The organism is Mycobacterium hackensackense, from assembly GCF_025822555.1.
Lineage (GTDB): Bacteria > Actinomycetota > Actinomycetes > Mycobacteriales > Mycobacteriaceae > Mycobacterium > Mycobacterium fluoranthenivorans.
In genome coordinates, this window is record NZ_JACKUC010000029.1 from 1,220,792 (window position 1) to 1,236,712 (window position 15,921).

General features: G+C 62.1%; 16 protein-coding genes. 7 read left to right on the plus strand and 9 right to left on the minus strand.

Annotation, left to right across the window (positions count from 1 at the left end):
* Positions 1-3: 3 nt before the first annotated feature.
* Positions 4-402 carry a VOC family protein gene (locus H7J86_RS08905; RefSeq protein WP_090363158.1) on the minus strand — a complete coding sequence of 133 codons (399 nt, stop codon included), beginning with the start codon at positions 400-402 and terminating at the stop codon, positions 4-6.
* Between the two features lie 201 nt (positions 403-603).
* On the opposite strand from H7J86_RS08905, the gene H7J86_RS08910 reads away from it, so the two are divergent.
* On the plus strand, positions 604-1,908 hold the full coding sequence (locus H7J86_RS08910) for a S1C family serine protease (protein WP_267290471.1): 1,305 nt from the start codon (positions 604-606) through the stop codon (positions 1,906-1,908).
* 96 nt (positions 1,909-2,004) lie between these two features.
* On the opposite strand, the gene H7J86_RS08915 is transcribed toward H7J86_RS08910, so the two are convergent.
* Positions 2,005-2,727: a cutinase family protein gene (locus H7J86_RS08915; RefSeq protein WP_267290472.1), complete on the minus strand. Its 723-nt coding sequence runs from the start codon at positions 2,725-2,727 to the stop codon at positions 2,005-2,007.
* A 180-nt stretch (positions 2,728-2,907) separates the two neighbouring features.
* Here H7J86_RS08915 and H7J86_RS08920 point away from each other — a divergent pair, with 180 nt between their 5' ends.
* From H7J86_RS08920 to H7J86_RS08935, 4 genes are all read left to right on the plus strand, one after another.
* Positions 2,908-3,117, plus strand: a complete 210-nt coding sequence (locus H7J86_RS08920) for a hypothetical protein (protein ID WP_139170178.1) — start codon at positions 2,908-2,910, stop codon at positions 3,115-3,117.
* Between the two features lie 110 nt (positions 3,118-3,227).
* Complete coding sequence (locus H7J86_RS08925) at positions 3,228-3,398, plus strand: hypothetical protein (RefSeq protein WP_167157136.1); 171 nt, start codon at positions 3,228-3,230, stop codon at positions 3,396-3,398.
* Positions 3,399-3,457: 59 nt separating this feature from the next.
* Entirely contained in the window at positions 3,458-4,762 is a 1,305-nt protein-coding gene (locus H7J86_RS08930) for a carboxylesterase family protein (protein ID WP_267290473.1), read from the plus strand.
* 71 nt (positions 4,763-4,833) lie between these two features.
* Positions 4,834-5,343 (plus strand): hypothetical protein, encoded by a 510-nt coding sequence (locus tag H7J86_RS08935; protein WP_267290474.1) that lies wholly within the window; start codon positions 4,834-4,836, stop codon positions 5,341-5,343.
* Positions 5,344-5,402: 59 nt separating this feature from the next.
* Here H7J86_RS08935 and H7J86_RS08940 read toward each other — a convergent pair whose 3' ends face one another.
* From H7J86_RS08940 to groES, 3 genes are all read right to left on the minus strand, one after another.
* On the minus strand, positions 5,403-5,819 hold the full coding sequence (locus H7J86_RS08940) for a cupin domain-containing protein (RefSeq protein WP_267290659.1): 417 nt from the start codon (positions 5,817-5,819) through the stop codon (positions 5,403-5,405).
* Between the two features lie 180 nt (positions 5,820-5,999).
* Entirely contained in the window at positions 6,000-7,619 is a 1,620-nt protein-coding gene (gene groL, locus H7J86_RS08945; protein ID WP_267290475.1) for a chaperonin GroEL, read from the minus strand.
* An 81-nt stretch (positions 7,620-7,700) separates the two neighbouring features.
* Positions 7,701-8,003: a co-chaperone GroES gene (groES, locus tag H7J86_RS08950; RefSeq protein ID WP_036421278.1), complete on the minus strand. Its 303-nt coding sequence runs from the start codon at positions 8,001-8,003 to the stop codon at positions 7,701-7,703.
* 351 nt (positions 8,004-8,354) lie between these two features.
* Between groES and H7J86_RS08955 the strand changes: the two genes are divergently transcribed.
* Complete coding sequence (locus tag H7J86_RS08955) at positions 8,355-9,425, plus strand: hypothetical protein (protein WP_267290476.1); 1,071 nt, start codon at positions 8,355-8,357, stop codon at positions 9,423-9,425.
* Position 9,426: 1 nt separating this feature from the next.
* Here the strand turns inward: H7J86_RS08955 and H7J86_RS08960 are convergent, their stop codons facing one another.
* The 4 genes from H7J86_RS08960 to tsaE all read right to left on the minus strand — a co-directional run bounded on the left by H7J86_RS08960 (position 9,427) and on the right by tsaE (position 12,482).
* The gene (locus H7J86_RS08960; RefSeq protein WP_267290477.1) at positions 9,427-9,894 is read right to left on the minus strand and encodes a nuclear transport factor 2 family protein; all 468 of its coding nucleotides are present in this window, start codon (positions 9,892-9,894) and stop codon (positions 9,427-9,429) included.
* Between the two features lie 190 nt (positions 9,895-10,084).
* Positions 10,085-11,125, minus strand: coding sequence for a tRNA (adenosine(37)-N6)-threonylcarbamoyltransferase complex transferase subunit TsaD (tsaD, locus tag H7J86_RS08965; protein ID WP_267290478.1), 1,041 nt, complete (start codon positions 11,123-11,125; stop codon positions 10,085-10,087).
* Positions 11,122-11,817, minus strand: a complete 696-nt coding sequence (gene tsaB / locus H7J86_RS08970) for a tRNA (adenosine(37)-N6)-threonylcarbamoyltransferase complex dimerization subunit type 1 TsaB (protein WP_267290480.1) — start codon at positions 11,815-11,817, stop codon at positions 11,122-11,124. The genes tsaD and tsaB overlap by 4 nt, the downstream gene beginning before the upstream one ends.
* Positions 11,802-12,482: a tRNA (adenosine(37)-N6)-threonylcarbamoyltransferase complex ATPase subunit type 1 TsaE gene (tsaE, locus tag H7J86_RS08975; protein WP_308204835.1), complete on the minus strand. Its 681-nt coding sequence runs from the start codon at positions 12,480-12,482 to the stop codon at positions 11,802-11,804. The genes tsaB and tsaE overlap by 16 nt, the downstream gene beginning before the upstream one ends.
* Before the next feature lie 135 nt (positions 12,483-12,617).
* Between tsaE and H7J86_RS08980 the strand changes: the two genes are divergently transcribed.
* On the plus strand, positions 12,618-15,917 hold the full coding sequence (locus H7J86_RS08980) for an alpha/beta fold hydrolase (RefSeq protein WP_267290484.1): 3,300 nt from the start codon (positions 12,618-12,620) through the stop codon (positions 15,915-15,917).
* The last annotated feature ends 4 nt before the right edge of the window (positions 15,918-15,921 follow it).

Consider the following 15,921-nt stretch of genomic DNA (forward strand, 5'->3'; position numbering starts at 1 on the left):
TTCTCAGATCACCCGGCGCGGAACCAGCACCACCCGCCACCGGTCGGGGTCCTCGAACGTCAACGCGCCCACCTTGTTCCAGTACGGATTCTCCGGTTCCACGGGGGCACAGCCGGCCGCGGCGAGACGTTCGACCATGGCGTACATCTGCGCGTCGCCGTGAAAGTACAGCACCAGGAGGTTGTCCGCCGTGGGCGCCGGACACGGGCTTCCCGCGACGTGCGTGGTGAACTCCAGGTGATACTCGGACCCGGGCAGACCCAGCATGACTCCGGAGTACCCGTCGTGGTCGTCGAACCGATAGAGGACAGGCAGGCCCAGGTACTCGGCGTAGAACCGCTCGACCTCCGCGAGCCGATCGGTGGGGCGGGCGACACGGATCTGGGCGAATTCGACAGTCACGGATCGAGTGTCCGATCTCAACTGCACTTGAGGTCAAGTGCCGGCCTGGGGTGAGGTGCGTGACGGCACCGGTTACCGAAATGCGGCCGAAATCTCGGACTGGACAGAGCCAACTCTCAGTCCAGTCTCAGCCACCGCCGGATGATTGTGGTTAAGCAACTGTGCTATTTCATCATTCAAGAAAGTGACGCACACTCCACAATGACAAGCCCTGAGCAGCAACCGTTTCAGCCACACGACCCGAATGCTCCTCTGACCCAACCGATCCCACGCGTCTACGACTGGCGATATGCCACCCAGCAACCCGTGCCGCCGTTCTACCAGGCTGCCCCTGCGCGCAATATCGCTCCGGCGGGCCGCAAGCGTTCCAAGGCCGGACTGCTCACCGTCGGCGCCTTGGCGGTCGCGGTGGCCGGCGGTGGAATCGGTGCGACCGCTGCATGGGTCGCCCATCCCGACAGCCTCACTCCCCCGCCCGCGGTCGCGTCACCGGCACCGCATGCGGCGGCGTCCCAGCCGGCCGCCGCGGCGCCTGCCGGATCCGTCGAGCAGGTCGCGGCCAAAGTGATGCCCAGCGTCGTGAAACTGCGGATCCAGATGGGCCAGGGCGAGGCCGAGGGCTCCGGCGTCGTGCTGACCTCCGACGGATTGATCCTCACCAACAATCACGTGGCGGCAGCGGGCGCAGACAGTGCCGACGGGGCTCAGCCCGCATCGATGAACGGTGGCGAAGCCACCCGGACCGTGACCTTCTCCGACGGTCGCTCGGTCCCCTTCAGCGTCGTCGGCACCGATCCGACCGGTGACCTCGCGGTCGTGCGCGCCGAGGGCGTTTCGGGGCTCACCCCGATCGCCATCGGATCGTCCAAAGACGTCAAGGTGGGCGAGCAGGTGGTGGCGATCGGATCACCGCTGGGCCTGCAGGGCACCGTCACCACCGGCATCGTCAGCGCGCTCAACCGACCGGTGGCGGCCGGCGACGGCTCCGGCGGTCAGGCGTCCGTCCTGGACGCCATCCAGACGGATGCGGCGATCAACCCGGGTAACTCCGGCGGGGCGCTGGTGAACATGAAGGGTGAGCTGATCGGGCTGAACTCCGCGATCGCCACCCTGGGCGCGGGCCAGGGCAGCCCGGGCGGCGGTGGCGGCGAGAGCGGTTCGATCGGGCTGGGCTTCGCCATCCCGTCCGACCAGGCCAAGCGCATTGCCGACGAGCTGGTGTCCACCGGCACCGCCAGCCACGGGTCACTCGGGGTGCAACTCAGCACCGATCCGACGGCGAGCAGCGGCGCCGCGATCGCCAATGTCGCCGACGGCGGCCCGGCCGCATCCGCCGGGATCCCGGACGGCGCGGTGATCACCAAGGTCAACGATCAGGTCATCGATGGGCCCGAGGCGCTCGTCGCGGCGGTACGTTCAAAAGCACCGGGCGACAACGTGTCTCTGACCTACCTGGATCAGTCGGGCGCTTCCCAGACCACTCAGGTCACCCTCGGGAAGGCCTAGTCCAACCCGGAGTCCAACCCGGAGTCCAACCCGGAGTCCAACCCAGACCACGGCCGCCGCAATGCCCCCTCCCCCTCGTTGCGGCGGCCGTTTCGTCTACGTGGCCTGCTGGACCGACGGCACCGACGGTGCCGGCTGACCGAGTTGGCGGACAACGAAATCCGCGGCCTGGAGGGCCATTCCGTTGTCCTTGTAGGCGCTGTGCGCAGCCCGGTCCAGGCTGATCCCCGGCGAGCACACGGGATCGCCGGGTGCGCACAACTCCAACGTCTTGGCCTGGTACCGGTCGCCGATCGCGATCGGTGGAGCATCATGGTCCGCCAGCCCGAGAAACAGCGGTGACGGCGTTCCGAACAGCACGACCGCGGCGACATGCGGGGCCACCGAGGCCGGCATGGGGCCGGAAATACCCGCGGGCAGAACGAATCCGGCAGGCACACTGTCCGCCGTCGTATAGCCGGCCACCGCCGCGCCCTGCGAGTAACCACCGAGGACGATCTTCGTATTCGGGCAGCCGGCCGCCAGGGATTCGAGCGTGTTGCTGGCATCGGCGACGCCCTGCGCCGCCTGCTCGAAGTCCAGTGAGGCCGGATAGTTCACCGCATCGACGGCCACCGCCTCGCCGGGCAGCCGGGAGTTCAGCGCGTCGACGAAGGCCTGGCCGGTGGCACCGACGCCCGGCGCCTCGAACGTCCCCCGCGCGAACACCACCTCCACATCCGGACAGGCCGGCGCCGCCGCGGCGGTTGCCTGCGGCCCCAGTACCGCGGCCAGCGACAGGCCCGCGGCCAGGAGTGTGGATCCGGTGGTGAGCTTCATGATGTGACCTCCCTGTTGGTGGTATCAGCGTCGCCTGCGCATGACCTCCGACACATCGCAGCTGGCAACCAGCTGGGAATACCGGCTAGCCGGTAGCCGAGACGGGGGCCAATCGGGATGCCCACCACGGGCGTGCGGGCAGACGATGGTGTGACCATCGAGTCCAGCAAGGGAAATGTCATGAAGATGAATGTGTTTCGGGCATCCGGTATCGCCGTCATCGCCGCCGCTGCGGGCATCGGCCTGGCACCTGCGGCCGCGGCCGCCCCGGACCCCGCATGCAACCGGGTGAGCATCACCTGCGCCGGATCGGGCGACTACAGCGCCAACTTCACCGAGCCGGTCTCACAGCCGGATCCGTACGCCTTCCTGTTCTGGCAGCAGCCCTAGGAACGCCGTTTCTGCCATCCACCGATCAGTTCCTGCCGGCCGGAATGACACTGCCGGACATCCTGTTTCAACCATCAGAGCAACAACGACCACAGAAGAAGATGATCCAGATGAAGAAGTTCGGATTCGCCACCCTGATCGCCACCAGCATGACCGCAGCAGTCCTGGGTCTGGCCGCACCCGCCCAGGCCGCCATCGGGACGCCGGTCGGTCCGCACTACAGCGTCGACAACCACGACGAGGTGAACACCACCAACGGCTTCGTCGACCAAGCGTTCTGACCCCGCCGACCAGGCACCCCCGGCCCATCGGACCGGGGGTGCTTTCGTATCGTCATCGCGTGGCGACCCGACGGCTCGATGGCGGCGGCGCTTCGCTGCTGGTGAACGAAGAAAACGGCCTGATCATGGCCCGCGGTATCCGCTACGCGCACGCCGAGCGGTTCGCGGTGCCGGAGTTGACGGCATTCGGGAGTGGCACGGTCGACGCGACCCAGCGCGGGCCGGCGTGCCCCCAGTTCCCCTCGAGGTTGCAGTTCGTCACGGGTGTGGTCGGCGAGGGGCTGGCGATCAGCGAACAGTGTCAGGTGCTCAGCGTGACCGCACCGGCCGACGCCGACCGGCTGCCGGTGATGGTGTGGTTCCACGGTGGGGCCTACGTGTCCGGCAGCGGTGAATCCGACAAGTACGACCCCGACGCGCTCGCCGCCGAGGGCCGGGTCGTCGTGGTGAACGTCAGTTACCGGCTGGGCGTCTTCGGTTACCTGAACCTGCACGACCAGGACACCCAGAATCTGGGGTTACGCGACCAGATCTGCGCGCTGCGCTGGGTGCGGGACAATATCGCGGCGTTCGGCGGTGACCCGGCACGGGTGACGGTGTTCGGGCAATCAGCCGGCGGCGATTCGGTGATGTCGCTGATGTTGTGCCCGGACTCCTCCGGATTGTTCACGCGGGCCATTCTGCAGAGCGCGCCGCTGGGGCTGTCATCCGGCCGGCCGGCGATGGCGGAGGCGATGCTCGCCGCGGCGACCGCGTCGCTGTCCGGGGTACCCGCCCTGCAAGCCGACGTCGCGCAGCTGCTGGACGCTCAACTGGCCGCCGCGCGGACCGCCCAGCAGTTCGGCAGGCTGGGACTGATGCCGTTCGCGCCGATCCTCGGGTTTGCGCCGCTGCCGTCCGCCGCCGACGTCGACGCGCGGATCGCCGACGCCGCGGCACGTATCGAGATCCTGGTGGGCTACACCCGTGCCGACGCACGGCCGTTCGTCTCGATGGATCCGCGGGGCAACCGCCTCCAGCAGGCGGGGCCGGCCGGCCCCTACCTCGCCGCGGCATTCGGACGCATCATGACTCGGCGCATCTTCGGGCGCCCGGCAGCTCAACTCGCCGAGAAGTGGAACCGCGCGGGTGGACGGTCCTCGACATTCCGCGTCGACTGGACACCACGGCGGGCACCGCTGGGAGCGTGTCACTGTATCGAGTTGCCGCTGTTGCTGGGATCCCGCGGAGCCTGGTCGGATGCTCCGATGCTCGGGGCGCAACCCATCGACGAGGAGCTGGCCCGCCGGACACGCGCCCAGTGGAGTGGGTTCGCCCACGAGGGTCTGGCCGCGTTGGGGCCGAAACCGCTGCGCATCGGGTGACGATCGCCCCACACACCTCACCCGACCGACGGTCAGGTAACTCTTCTCACGGACACGACGATGACAGTTCTGTGATCTCGATACCGCGCATTCGTGCAACGGCGGCGATCGGCGCGCTGGCGATGGCGGCCTTCGTCAGCCCCGCCCTGGCACACGCCGCCCCGCCGCTGCCCGATTCTTGTGGTTCCGCCAACGTCGTCGACGATATCTGCACCGCCCGCCTGACGTCGGTGACGGCCGATGTCGTCAACGGGACGATCACCGGCACGCCGGTCGGCAGCGAAGCACCGATAACCCTTGCAGGACAGGGGGATGCGTATCTGAAGTCGACAGGATTCGGGACTGCGGCACCGGAGGCGGTGCAAAGCTGGGATACCGCGATCGACCAGGTGGCCGACCTCGACGTCGACCCCGCCAACCCCAATTGGTACGGCAACGCCAAGGCCAGAGTGTTCCTGCCCAGGACGCTCAATGACCTGGCCACCCGGTTTCCGCCCGGCAGCCTGGTGGTTCGGTTCGCGGCCGACGACGCGCAGTCCGGCGTCTACCGGCTGGTGTCGATTCAGCCGACGGCCCGGTGAAGGTGCCCGTGAGTCAGCGCGGCGGCCCGAGAATGATCTGCCCGAACTTGTCCGCTCCCTCAGCCATCCGAGCGGACGAGATCTCGAAACCGTCCGGGCGCGGTGTTGCCCTGTCGCGGCCGGCGTAGCGGAACATCCCTTCGATTTCCCGCGGGAGTGTTGATCATCAGCAGATCGGCCTTCTTGGACGTGATGCGGTACGCGTGTGGAATGTTCTTGGGCAGAAAGACGATCCCGCCTTCGGAGAGTTCCATCTCCTCGTCGTCGTACCACAGCAGCGCGGTCCCCTTGACCAGCATGAAGACCTCGTCCTCGCGGGTGTGCTTGTGATACGGGGGCGCTTCACCCTCACTGACATCGAAGCGTCCGACCATCAACTGGCCGTTCGTGGCCTTACCGTCGAGCAAGATCGCCAGCGTGCCGCCGTCGAGCCATTCCAACTGCTGTTGCTGGCTCGGCTGTGCCAGGTACGCCATGCTCACGCGTCACCCCTCCGTCGTCATAAGCGGTGACATCCGTGTCCGATGGTCGAGAGTATGCCCGTCCGCACCCGGCCCCGCGAGGTTTGTCCGGTGCCACACCTCCGCGCACTGGGCCGACCGGACGCAAAACACCCCCGGCCCAAGCGGACCGGGGGTGCTTCGCAGAGCGACGTACTAGTGAGCGTGGCCGTGGTGGCCGTGCCCGTGATCCTCTTCCTCAGCCGGCTTCTCCACGACAGCCGTCTCGGTGGTCAGGATCATGCGCCCGACCGATGCGGCGTTGAGCACCGCCGAGCGGGTCACCTTCACCGGGTCCACGATGCCGTCGGCGAACAGATCGCCGTAGGTCAGCGTGGCGGCGTTGAAGCCCTGGCCGTTGGGCAGCTCGGCCACCTTGCCGACGACGACGGCACCGTCGAGGCCGGCATTGGTGGCGATCCAGAACAGCGGCGCCGACAGCGCCTTGGCGAACACCTCGACACCGAGCAGCTCGTCGCCACTCAGCGAGCTGCGCAGGGCGTCCAGCGCAGCGCCGGCCTGCACGAGCGCGGCGCCACCACCGGTGACGATGCCCTCTTCGACGGCCGCCTTGGCCGCCGAGACGGCGTCTTCGACGGCTTCCTTGCGCTTCTTCAGGTCGGTCTCCGTGGCCGCGCCGACCTTGATGACGGCGACGCCGCCGGACAGCTTGGCCAGACGCTCCTGCAGCTTTTCGCGGTCCCAGTCCGAGTCGGTGTTCTCGATCTCGCTGCGCAGCTGCGCAACCCGGGCCGCGATGTCGTCCTTGGTGCCGCCACCGTCGACGATCACGGTGCTGTCCTTGGTGACCACCACACGCCGCGCCGATCCCAGCACGTCGAGGCCGGCCTCGCGCAGCAGCAGACCCACGTCGGGGTTCACGACCTGCCCGCCGGTGACGACGGCGAGATCGTCGAGGAACGCCTTGCGGCGGTCACCGAAGAACGGCGCCTTCACCGCGACGGCCTTGAGGGTCTTGCGGATGGCGTTGACGACCAGGGTCGACAGCGCCTCGCCCTCGACGTCCTCTGCGACGATCAACAGCGGCTTACCGGCCTGAGCCACCTTCTCCAGCAGCGGCAGCAGGTCGGGCAGCGAGCTGATCTTGTCGCGGTGCAGCAGCACCAGCGCGTCCTCGAGCACCGCTTCCTGGGAGTCGAAGTCGGTGACGAAGTACGCCGAGATGAAGCCCTTGTCGAAGCCGACACCCTCGGTGACCTCGAGCTCGGTGTTCAGCGTGGAGGACTCTTCGACCGTCACGACACCGTCGTGACCGACCTTGGTGATGGCCTCGCCGACCAGCTCGCCGACTTCCTCGTCACGCGAGGACACGGTGGCGACCTGGACGATGGACTTCTTGTCCGACACCGGCGTGGCGGCGGCCAGCAGGGCCTCCGATACGGCATCGGCGGCCTTGGCGATACCTGCACCCAGGGCGATCGGGTTGGCGCCGGCTGCCACGTTGCGCAGCCCGGCCTTCACGATGGCCTGGGCCAACACGGTGGCGGTGGTGGTGCCGTCGCCGGCGACATCGTTGGTCTTGGTGGCCACCGACTTGACCAGCTGTGCCCCGAGGTTCTCGAACGGGTCTTCCAGGTCGATCTCGCGGGCGATGGTGACACCATCGTTGGTCACGACGGGTCCGCCGAACGCCTTGGCCAGCACCACGTGGCGGCCACGCGGCCCGAGGGTCACCCGGACAGCGTCGGCGAGCTTGTCGACACCGGCTTCCAGGGCCCGACGCGCAGTTTCATTGAATTCAATCTGCTTGCTCATAAATGTCCTTAGGGGCAATGCGGACCGCCCCGGACGTCACCCGCACAAACGCGGGGACTTCCGGGGCGGTACACGAAGTGCTTACTTGTTGACGACGGCCAGCACGTCGCGGGCCGAGAGGATCAGGTACTCCTCGCCGCCGTACTTGATCTCGGTGCCGCCGTACTTGCTGTAGATGACGGTGTCGCCTTCGGCAACGTCCAGGGGGATCCGCTTCTCGCCATCCTCATCCCAGCGGCCGGGGCCAACTGCGACGACGGTGCCTTCCTGCGGCTTTTCCTTGGCGGTGTCGGGGATGACCAGGCCCGAAGCGGTCGTGGTCTCGGCCTCGTTGGCCTGAACGAGGATCTTGTCCTCGAGTGGCTTGATGTTGACTGCCACGATGGAGCCCTCCACTTAGTTGGGTGTGGGTCCGGATGTCCCGGGCCCTGCGTTTTTCAGGTGTTCGGCAGACGTCCGTGCCCTCGCTCCGTCGTCGCGGGTGCCGGCGCTGGGGTTGGCCGCTGCCATCTAGCACTCTATACACGAGAGTGCTAGTGCTCAAGGATTGGGTCTGCCGAAAAACTCCCAGCAAGCATCCAGGTTCGCGCCGATAGCGTTGTTCAGATGGGTGGGGGTGGAGTTCTCGGGGTCACACCTGAGGAATTGCGACGGGTTTCGGGAGACGTTTCGGCGACCGCTGACGTGACGAAGGCGTGGTACACCGCGTTCACGTCTGCCTGTAAAGCACGCCGGATGCGGTTCGTCAGCGACACCGGCTTCATCGTCGATGACGTCTACATCACGTCGTTGAGCGTCACCGTGCATCGGGTCGGCAAAGACCTCCTGCAGATGTCGTGGACCACCGGCATCAAGCCCATGCCCGTCGATGACATCCTGTGGGCGTCGTTCCTGCCCGACGTACAGATGGGCACGCGAATGCGTCTCAACCGCCGGATCAACGGGACGTTCAGGGTGTGGCCCCTCATCCTGGACGAAGGACGGCGTCAGGTTGCCATCGCAAGTCAGCCGGATTGGAGCGATGCACTGGGCCAGTTCTCGCGCGTCCACGCGGAATTCGTCGCCAAGCACCCGACCGCCGCGGGCTTCGTCGAGGCAGTCCGCGCCCATTCCGATGCCGAACAGCGCCCCTCGGTCAACATCGTCCGGGAGATCACCGCTCTGCTGGCGGCCGGGGCCAACGCCGAGGCGGCGGATGTCGCCGACGCCGCGATCGCTCGCGGCGAGCAGGGAAACATGTCGTCGGCCACCTATGTGACGAAATATCTCGCGGCCTATGCCAAAGGACCGCAGGCATATTCGGCATTCACGGCCAGCCTGGTGCCCACCCACGATGTCACCCGAATCTCAGCCGAGCGGCCCCCGTGGTCGACAGAGCTGATGCGGGCACATCACCAGGGCAGATTCGACCAGGAACTCCGGGCGCTCGATGGCGCCGACCGATGGGGCCTCGTCCTGGAGGTCCGGCCACCCATCGGAGCAGAGAAAGATCACGCGGCAGTCCGTTACCTCCAATCCGCCGGGTCTGCGGCGGCGATGATGCTCGAGATCAGGCAGCCAGACGGTGCCGACCATGGCGACGTGTCGGTCCGGTCGGTGATAGGTCGCTCCGGTGTGAATCCAGGTCTGCAAGACGTCGCGGTCACCTCACACCTCTCGGAAAACGTCTACCGTCACGAGGTTTTCACCGCAGCAGAGGCCGCGAATGTCTTCAGGGCGTACTACCACGACGACGCCTTGCCCGCCGGGTACACATTGCGTCCTGTCGAGGCCTATTCGATTACCGGCGAGGCACGTCGACTCTGAACTATCGCCCGTACCGCGCCGGGTCGACGTTCAGATGAGCCGAGACATCACCGACCATCTCGACGTCCACGATGCGCTCGGTGAAATACCAATCGGAGTCATCCCGGGCGAACGCGTCGGCGTAGCGCCCCACCACGATCGGCTGCAGCGGCACCGTCACCGGACCGTCCGGAACGTGTTGCACCACCACGAAAGTGGACCGTGCCGTGGCCACCTCCCCGTCGACGTCGATGATCGGGTTCAACACGAGGTGGCGGGTGCGCGGGCGATTTCCGTGCTCCGGGTAGCGGCGGGTGGTCAGCGCGAACAGTCCGGCGATGTTGTCGGCCCCGGACACCGACCCGGAGGCCGGCCCGCCGAATGACGCCCGGCCCAGCAGCCGCCCGACGCCCGCGAAATCCCCGGCATCGATCAGCTCGGCGTAGGTGTAGAGCAGCCGGGCCACGTTTTGTAAGTCGGTAGCGCTCACAGAAGGTACACAATCATGAAGCGCCGACCAACACACGCCCGCCGTTCATTCATTGGCCTCGCCTATGCACCTGTATGCACAATTCGGTTTAGTCATAGATAGTGCCCTGCCCATGCTCAAACGAGCCATCCCAGCACGTCGGCAAAGTGAGCACACCCTCGAACTAACATCGGGTGCTCCTGCCCAATACTCAGCGATACTTTGTCGCAGCCTTGTAGATCATCGCACTTTCGCCCATAGGTGCATTCGCACGGACGTCAATGTCAAGTGAACTTCTTTCCCCTCGGAGTAACCGACGATAGCCCACCGCCGCGATCATCGCGGCATTATCAAGACACAAATTAGGGTCCGGGAAGTGAACTCGGATATCGTAGTCTGCGGACTTCTCGCCCAATAATTCCCGAAGACGCCTATTGGCTGAGACGCCTCCTGCAACACCTATCGAGCTCAGACCAACTTCACGGGCGGCACGAATAGCCTTGGTCACGATGACCTCCATCGCCGCTTCTTGAAAGGAAGCCGCCACATCACTTGGCGAGTAACTGACACCACTGTCGTCTAACTGATCGAGCTCCCGACGCACTGCAGACTTAAGGCCACTGAAGCTAAAGTCAGCGCCACGATTGATCATTGGACGTGGGAATGAAAATCTCTCAGGATTTCCGTCACGCGCCAACCGGTCAAGGATTGGTCCTCCCGGATATCCGAGACCCATTCGTCGCGCGAGCTTGTCGTACACCTCGCCCAGTGCATCATCTTTTGTGGCTCCAACAAGTTCGTAATAGCCGAACTCATGCGCGACCAGCATCATCGTGTGCCCGCCCGCCACCGTCAGACATAAAAACGGATATGCGAGACTTTCGTCGCCCATCAAACAGGACTCGATATGTCCCTCGACGTGATGAATGCCGATCATCGGTACCCCGGCCACCATCGCAACAGACTTCGCCGCCGCAGCCCCTACCGACAGCGAAAGAGCAAGGCCCTGATCCGTCGTCACTGCCACTGCGTCGATATCGCGTAGCGAAATGGAAGCCTGCCGCATCGCCTCTTCGTAGACAATTGACACAGCTCTAGCATGTTGCCTCGAAGCGAGCGACGGAACTATCCCGCCGTAAGTCCGATGAAAGCCATGTTGGGAAGCAATGATATTACTCAAAATGCGATCGCCATCCTGTACCACAGCGACGCTCGTGTCGTCGCATGACGACTCAAAGCCAAGTACAATCACCGGAAAGATCCCGGGCTGGTGTTTATCGTTTGATCCGCACCGGCATAGTCGGGCAACGCCAGATGAATTTCAGCACCCATGAGAAGCTTCGCGGCACCGGCGCCAATCTGGTCTAGATATGCGGATACCAAGGCGTCATAGCTGACGAAACACGCCTCGTTCGCGCCAGTAAGATCCAGATCGCTACAGATCATTGCATCTGATTTCAGAACCACGATATGCGCACCCCCTCCCGACATGAGATAGGTTCGAACCTCATCTAAGCTCTTCCTAAGCGAAACAGATCCGGCGGTCTGCCGCGGACCATGTTCCCCGCCGAAAAAAGCACAAAACACGTTCACCCGGCCGCAACCGATTAACGCCGTACCAGTTTCCCATTCTTTAGCTGCACAATCGATGAGAGCTTGCATGCGGGATAGAATCAGCAGCGGTGTACCCAACGAAAGTGCTAGCATTTTTGCCGCCACGACCGCCACATTTACTCCGGTCCAATTTCCGGGACCACTGACAACCGCGAATTGATCAATATCACGCAATTCAAGGCCGCACCTAGTCAACAAGTCAAGTAACATCGAATGCAAGGTTGCGACTGCATGCCCAGATTCAATCCTTATGGACTCGACGAGCTTCCCTTCTACAACCAATCCAACAAAGAGCGGGACACCAGCGGTGTCAATCAGGACAATTCGCATAAAGCCCGCCAACCGTCCAGCACCACGTGCTCGTTCGCGCCGCCGCCTACAACGTCAAGAATCAGAGTGCACAAGTCCGGCGGCGTAGACGCCAATTCCATACGGACACGCAAATAAGAACCCGCCAACAGGGAAATGAACTTATCGCCCCATTCGATTAGCGCAGCTGTGGCGTCCACAAGCGCCTCGTCAAACAGCAATTCATCCTCAACGCTTAGGTTATCAATTCGGTAGAAATCGATGTGCACAATATGCCCACCACCGTTCAGTGGATAATGATTGACAAGAGTGTAGGCAGGACTGGACACCAAGTCCGAGTCGATGCCGGCTGCACCCGCGATCAGCCCCTTGCATAGCTGCGTCTTCCCTGCCCCCAGACCACCCTCTAGGCTGACTAGCACGCCGCGACCCAGAAGCGGACCGAGACGGCGCCCGAGTTCCACCGTCTCACCTGGAGAACGCGTCGTCGTGACTATGGGTGGAGACGAAGTTAACGCTGACTGACCATCGCTCACTCGGCCATAGTATCGGTTCGGGCGAGAAGCGATGTCCACACAGCCAGGAGCCACTGTCGGGCACGCTTCACCGACCCTCACTCTCGCAGCCAACGAGCGGCCAACTCGCCGACATAGCGTCGCGCCAGGAGTAGCCGAGGAGTCACTCACCGTTCCGTGGAGTCTTGCCGCGAACCTGATCTCGCGGATTGCGCCATCTCGCGAGTCGTTTATACACCAATCGAGCTAAAGTACAGCCCGGTAGCCCTTTGTGCGTATCCACGCGGGCCGACGATAGGTGGACGAATGCGCAAGAGCAGAGAGCCCTCGCTGCGTGCTGTCACAAGCCCAGGCGGGACCCCGTCCATATTGGACGTGGTCTTCATTCATGGATTGGGCGGCAATGATTTGACGACTTGGCAGCCGAAAGGCGCTACCGAATCATGGCTTCAATGGTTGGCGGCCGACTATCCCAAGGTCTCAGTCTGGTCTCTTGACTACCCCGCGGACGCCACGAGATGGACTACCAACGGTATCGGCATGTCCATAGCCGAACGCGCTGACAGTCTTATCGAAATACTTCTTAAATACGGAATTGGAACGAAGAAAACTATCTTCGTGTGCCATAGCCTCGGCGGATTAATTGCAAAGCAAATTCTCCATCAATGTGTGACCCTACAGGTCCCCCGCTGGCGAACGCTAGCGACTTCCACGTTGGGCGTCGTGTTTTTGGCAACACCACATGATGGATCAAGTCTTGCAAACTTTTCCAAACTATTCCCACTGTGGCGGCCTACTAGAGTTACCCTCGCCCTGACGGCAAATTGTCCCCACCTCAAGACACTCGGCGACTGGTACCGGCAGAACGCGGATACGTTGGATATTGAGACGGCAGCATACGCAGAGAGCGAAAAATACCGATCACTGCTTATCGTCGACCAATCGAGTGCAAACCCGGGCATCAAAAACTGCATCAGCACGAGCCTCGATGCCAATCATTTGAGCATCGCGAAGCCGGGATCGCGGAAATCTCCCACGTACCTCCACGTAAGCGAATTCATCGAAAGGCAGATAATCCGCGCAGAGTACCTTTCTGGATTATATACTTCGGTTCCGGCGCACCGTTCAGAACATAGCGTCACCCAGCGTATCCATGATTCCGCGCCTCAGGTTCGGGCATTTGGCGGCATTCTAGCAAACATTGGAGACTTTGTCGGCCGCGAGAAGGAAACGGAGACCGTCAATAACTTCCTGACATCCGACCGTTCCGGAATTTGCATACTTCACGGCTTCGGAGGGTGCGGAAAATCTGCTCTCCTTAAGAAAATTATTTCCTCGCACAACATACTCTCAAATCACCGAAGTCCGACCGATTCATTCGAACACGTGTTCCTCTGGTCATTCTCGCAGGATCGCGATCTTAATCACTTCTTTGAGGAACTGCTGGAATTTGTATCGTCAATTATCAGAAATTCATCGAACATGGACGGAGTAACAACTCAAGCCCGCTCTTTTCTCGACTTGCCTGACCAAATCTCTAGAATCCCAAACACCATATTGCTGATCCTTGACGGACTAGAAACTGTGGCGGTCGATGACATTGGATCCGCCGAACGTGATGGTGCAGTGGCGGTGCCAGCGCTTCGTGTAATATTACAGCGCTCCGCTGAGGAGGGTATCGGAAAATTGAAGATACTCTGCACCTCGCGAGTAGTACCGCCCGAACTCACCGGCCATCAGATAGGTAAACTGAAGGCTATTGACTTAAGTCGACTCCCCGCCCCCGAGGGGGCTGAGTTATTGATGAGGAAGGGCGTACGCGGTAGACGCAGGAGTCTATTTGCACTCGTTGAACGTTTACGCAATCACGCTTACACAGTTTCCCTGATGGGTGATTTGCTGCGTCAAGCATATCGAGGCGACGTCCGCCAAGCCGAAAGAGTGATACTGAGCCCACACGCATTCGACGCACCCATTGTCTCGATTTTGAACTGGTACGAGAAACAATTGTCGCTTGAAGAACTTACTTACCTGAAAACCGTTTCGCTCTTTCGCTCTGCCGTGACCGCCGAAGACATCGCAGCACTAGTTCCGCATCTACTTAGATATCAAGGTGTCAGTACACCGCGGAATGACCTTCGGATCGCAGCGGCGAAACTTCACGCCCTCGGTTTGTTATTCGAGAGCTTCGAAGCCGACTCAGGCCTTACATTTAAAGCAATGCACCCAGTTCTGAGGGAGTATTTCTACACTCAAATCACGGATCCCGCTGAATTTCATCAACATGCGGGCCGAATCTTGCTTGCTAACCTTCCTGAACGTCCCAACATTTCTAACAGCAGACAGCTTGCAGTTCTCCAAGAGCTTGTCTACCAGGCCCTCGGGTCAAGGGATCCCAACTCCGCATGGAGGATTTACCAAGACCGAATCGGAGGATATCCACGACTTGGATACGAAATTTCGGACCACCCAACAGGCACGAGTGTAATAGACATGTTCCTGGAACAGTCGGACCTAATCGTGGAAGCTCTGCCAGGCACCGCAGTATGTGACTTATATGTAGACGGCGCTCTATACTTAAAGAATGAAGGACGTCTTGACGACTCGATTGAAATGCTTCGCCAATTCGAATATATCACACCGGCGCTAGAAATCGACGATGACCGACCTATGTCTGCGCTCCTAGTCCGCGCTGGGATCCAGTTGTTGCGAGGCGACATCACGGGTTCTGAAGCAAGCATTAACTCTGCGCGCCGGGCACTCGGAACACAGAACTTAGTAGTTCCAGAAAGCGCCGCGGCACGCATTGAACAAGAGTTCCTCACCCGAACCGCTGCCGTCGAGACCGTTCGCGCAGATGGAGAATATATAGCCAAGTTTGAAAGGGCTGCCACCATCACGCTAGCAGCTGGCTCGGTGCCCCATGACTTTGGCCCTATTAGGCACGTGTGGGCCTTAATGAATCGGGGCGAGCACGACATTGCCGAATCTGTCGCGGTCGCTGCGGTTCACTCCTTGGAGCAAATCAACGCGCATATGCTAGTTCAAAGGTTGAATGTAACAGCAGCTCTTAATGCTTCATGGGCAAACGATGGCCGCGCAATGGATTACTGGGCCTCCAGGGTCGCTGATTGGGCGCTCAAGGCGGACATCCACGTCGAGATACTCACTTGGCAGCAGCGTGGAGTGGCTGCCCTCCAAAACGGCAATCTGGCCGAAGCAGAGGTGATCCTCAACCGCGGTTCATCTCTGGCCGGCGATAGCGGTTACCTCCTCGAGTGGCTCGACATGACCGCGGCGCGCGCATACGTTGCCCTTCGGCAGCGACGCTTCGAGAATGCCCTGACGCTCTCAGAATCAGTTGTTTGTGGCGATGCACACACTTATGTCGCACCACTGTTGGGCGCGGCGAGCCCGCCTGTGAAGTATGTTTGGCCACTTGCAACGGCTGTTCGCATACGCCAAGCGTGTGGTGCAACTGAGCCAATTCTGGCTGAAGGCGCCGATTCTCAAGTTCACCGATTAGTCTCTCCCGTATTGAGATCAAACAATACTTTATTGCGTCAAACAAACGTCTTCTGCGACGCTTTGAGCCGCGAACCCTAGAAGG

Bases quoted from the DNA above. Each gene is read 5' to 3' on its own strand.
- H7J86_RS08920 (WP_139170178.1), top strand. From the start codon at position 2,908: ATGAAGATGAATGTGTTTCGGGCATCCGGTATCGCCGTCATCGCCGCC.
- H7J86_RS08910 (WP_267290471.1), top strand. From the start codon at position 604: ATGACAAGCCCTGAGCAGCAACCGTTTCAGCCACACGACCCGAATGCT.
- H7J86_RS08940 (WP_267290659.1), bottom strand. From the start codon at position 5,819: ATGGCGTACCTGGCACAGCCGAGCCAGCAACAGCAGTTGGAATGGCTC.
- groL (WP_267290475.1), bottom strand. From the start codon at position 7,619: ATGAGCAAGCAGATTGAATTCAATGAAACTGCGCGTCGGGCCCTGGAA.
- H7J86_RS08955 (WP_267290476.1), top strand. From the start codon at position 8,355: ATGCGGTTCGTCAGCGACACCGGCTTCATCGTCGATGACGTCTACATC.
- H7J86_RS08915 (WP_267290472.1), bottom strand. From the start codon at position 2,727: ATGAAGCTCACCACCGGATCCACACTCCTGGCCGCGGGCCTGTCGCTG.
- H7J86_RS08980 (WP_267290484.1), top strand. From the start codon at position 12,618: ATGCGCAAGAGCAGAGAGCCCTCGCTGCGTGCTGTCACAAGCCCAGGC.
- H7J86_RS08925 (WP_167157136.1), top strand. From the start codon at position 3,228: ATGAAGAAGTTCGGATTCGCCACCCTGATCGCCACCAGCATGACCGCA.
- tsaB (WP_267290480.1), bottom strand. From the start codon at position 11,817: ATGCGAATTGTCCTGATTGACACCGCTGGTGTCCCGCTCTTTGTTGGA.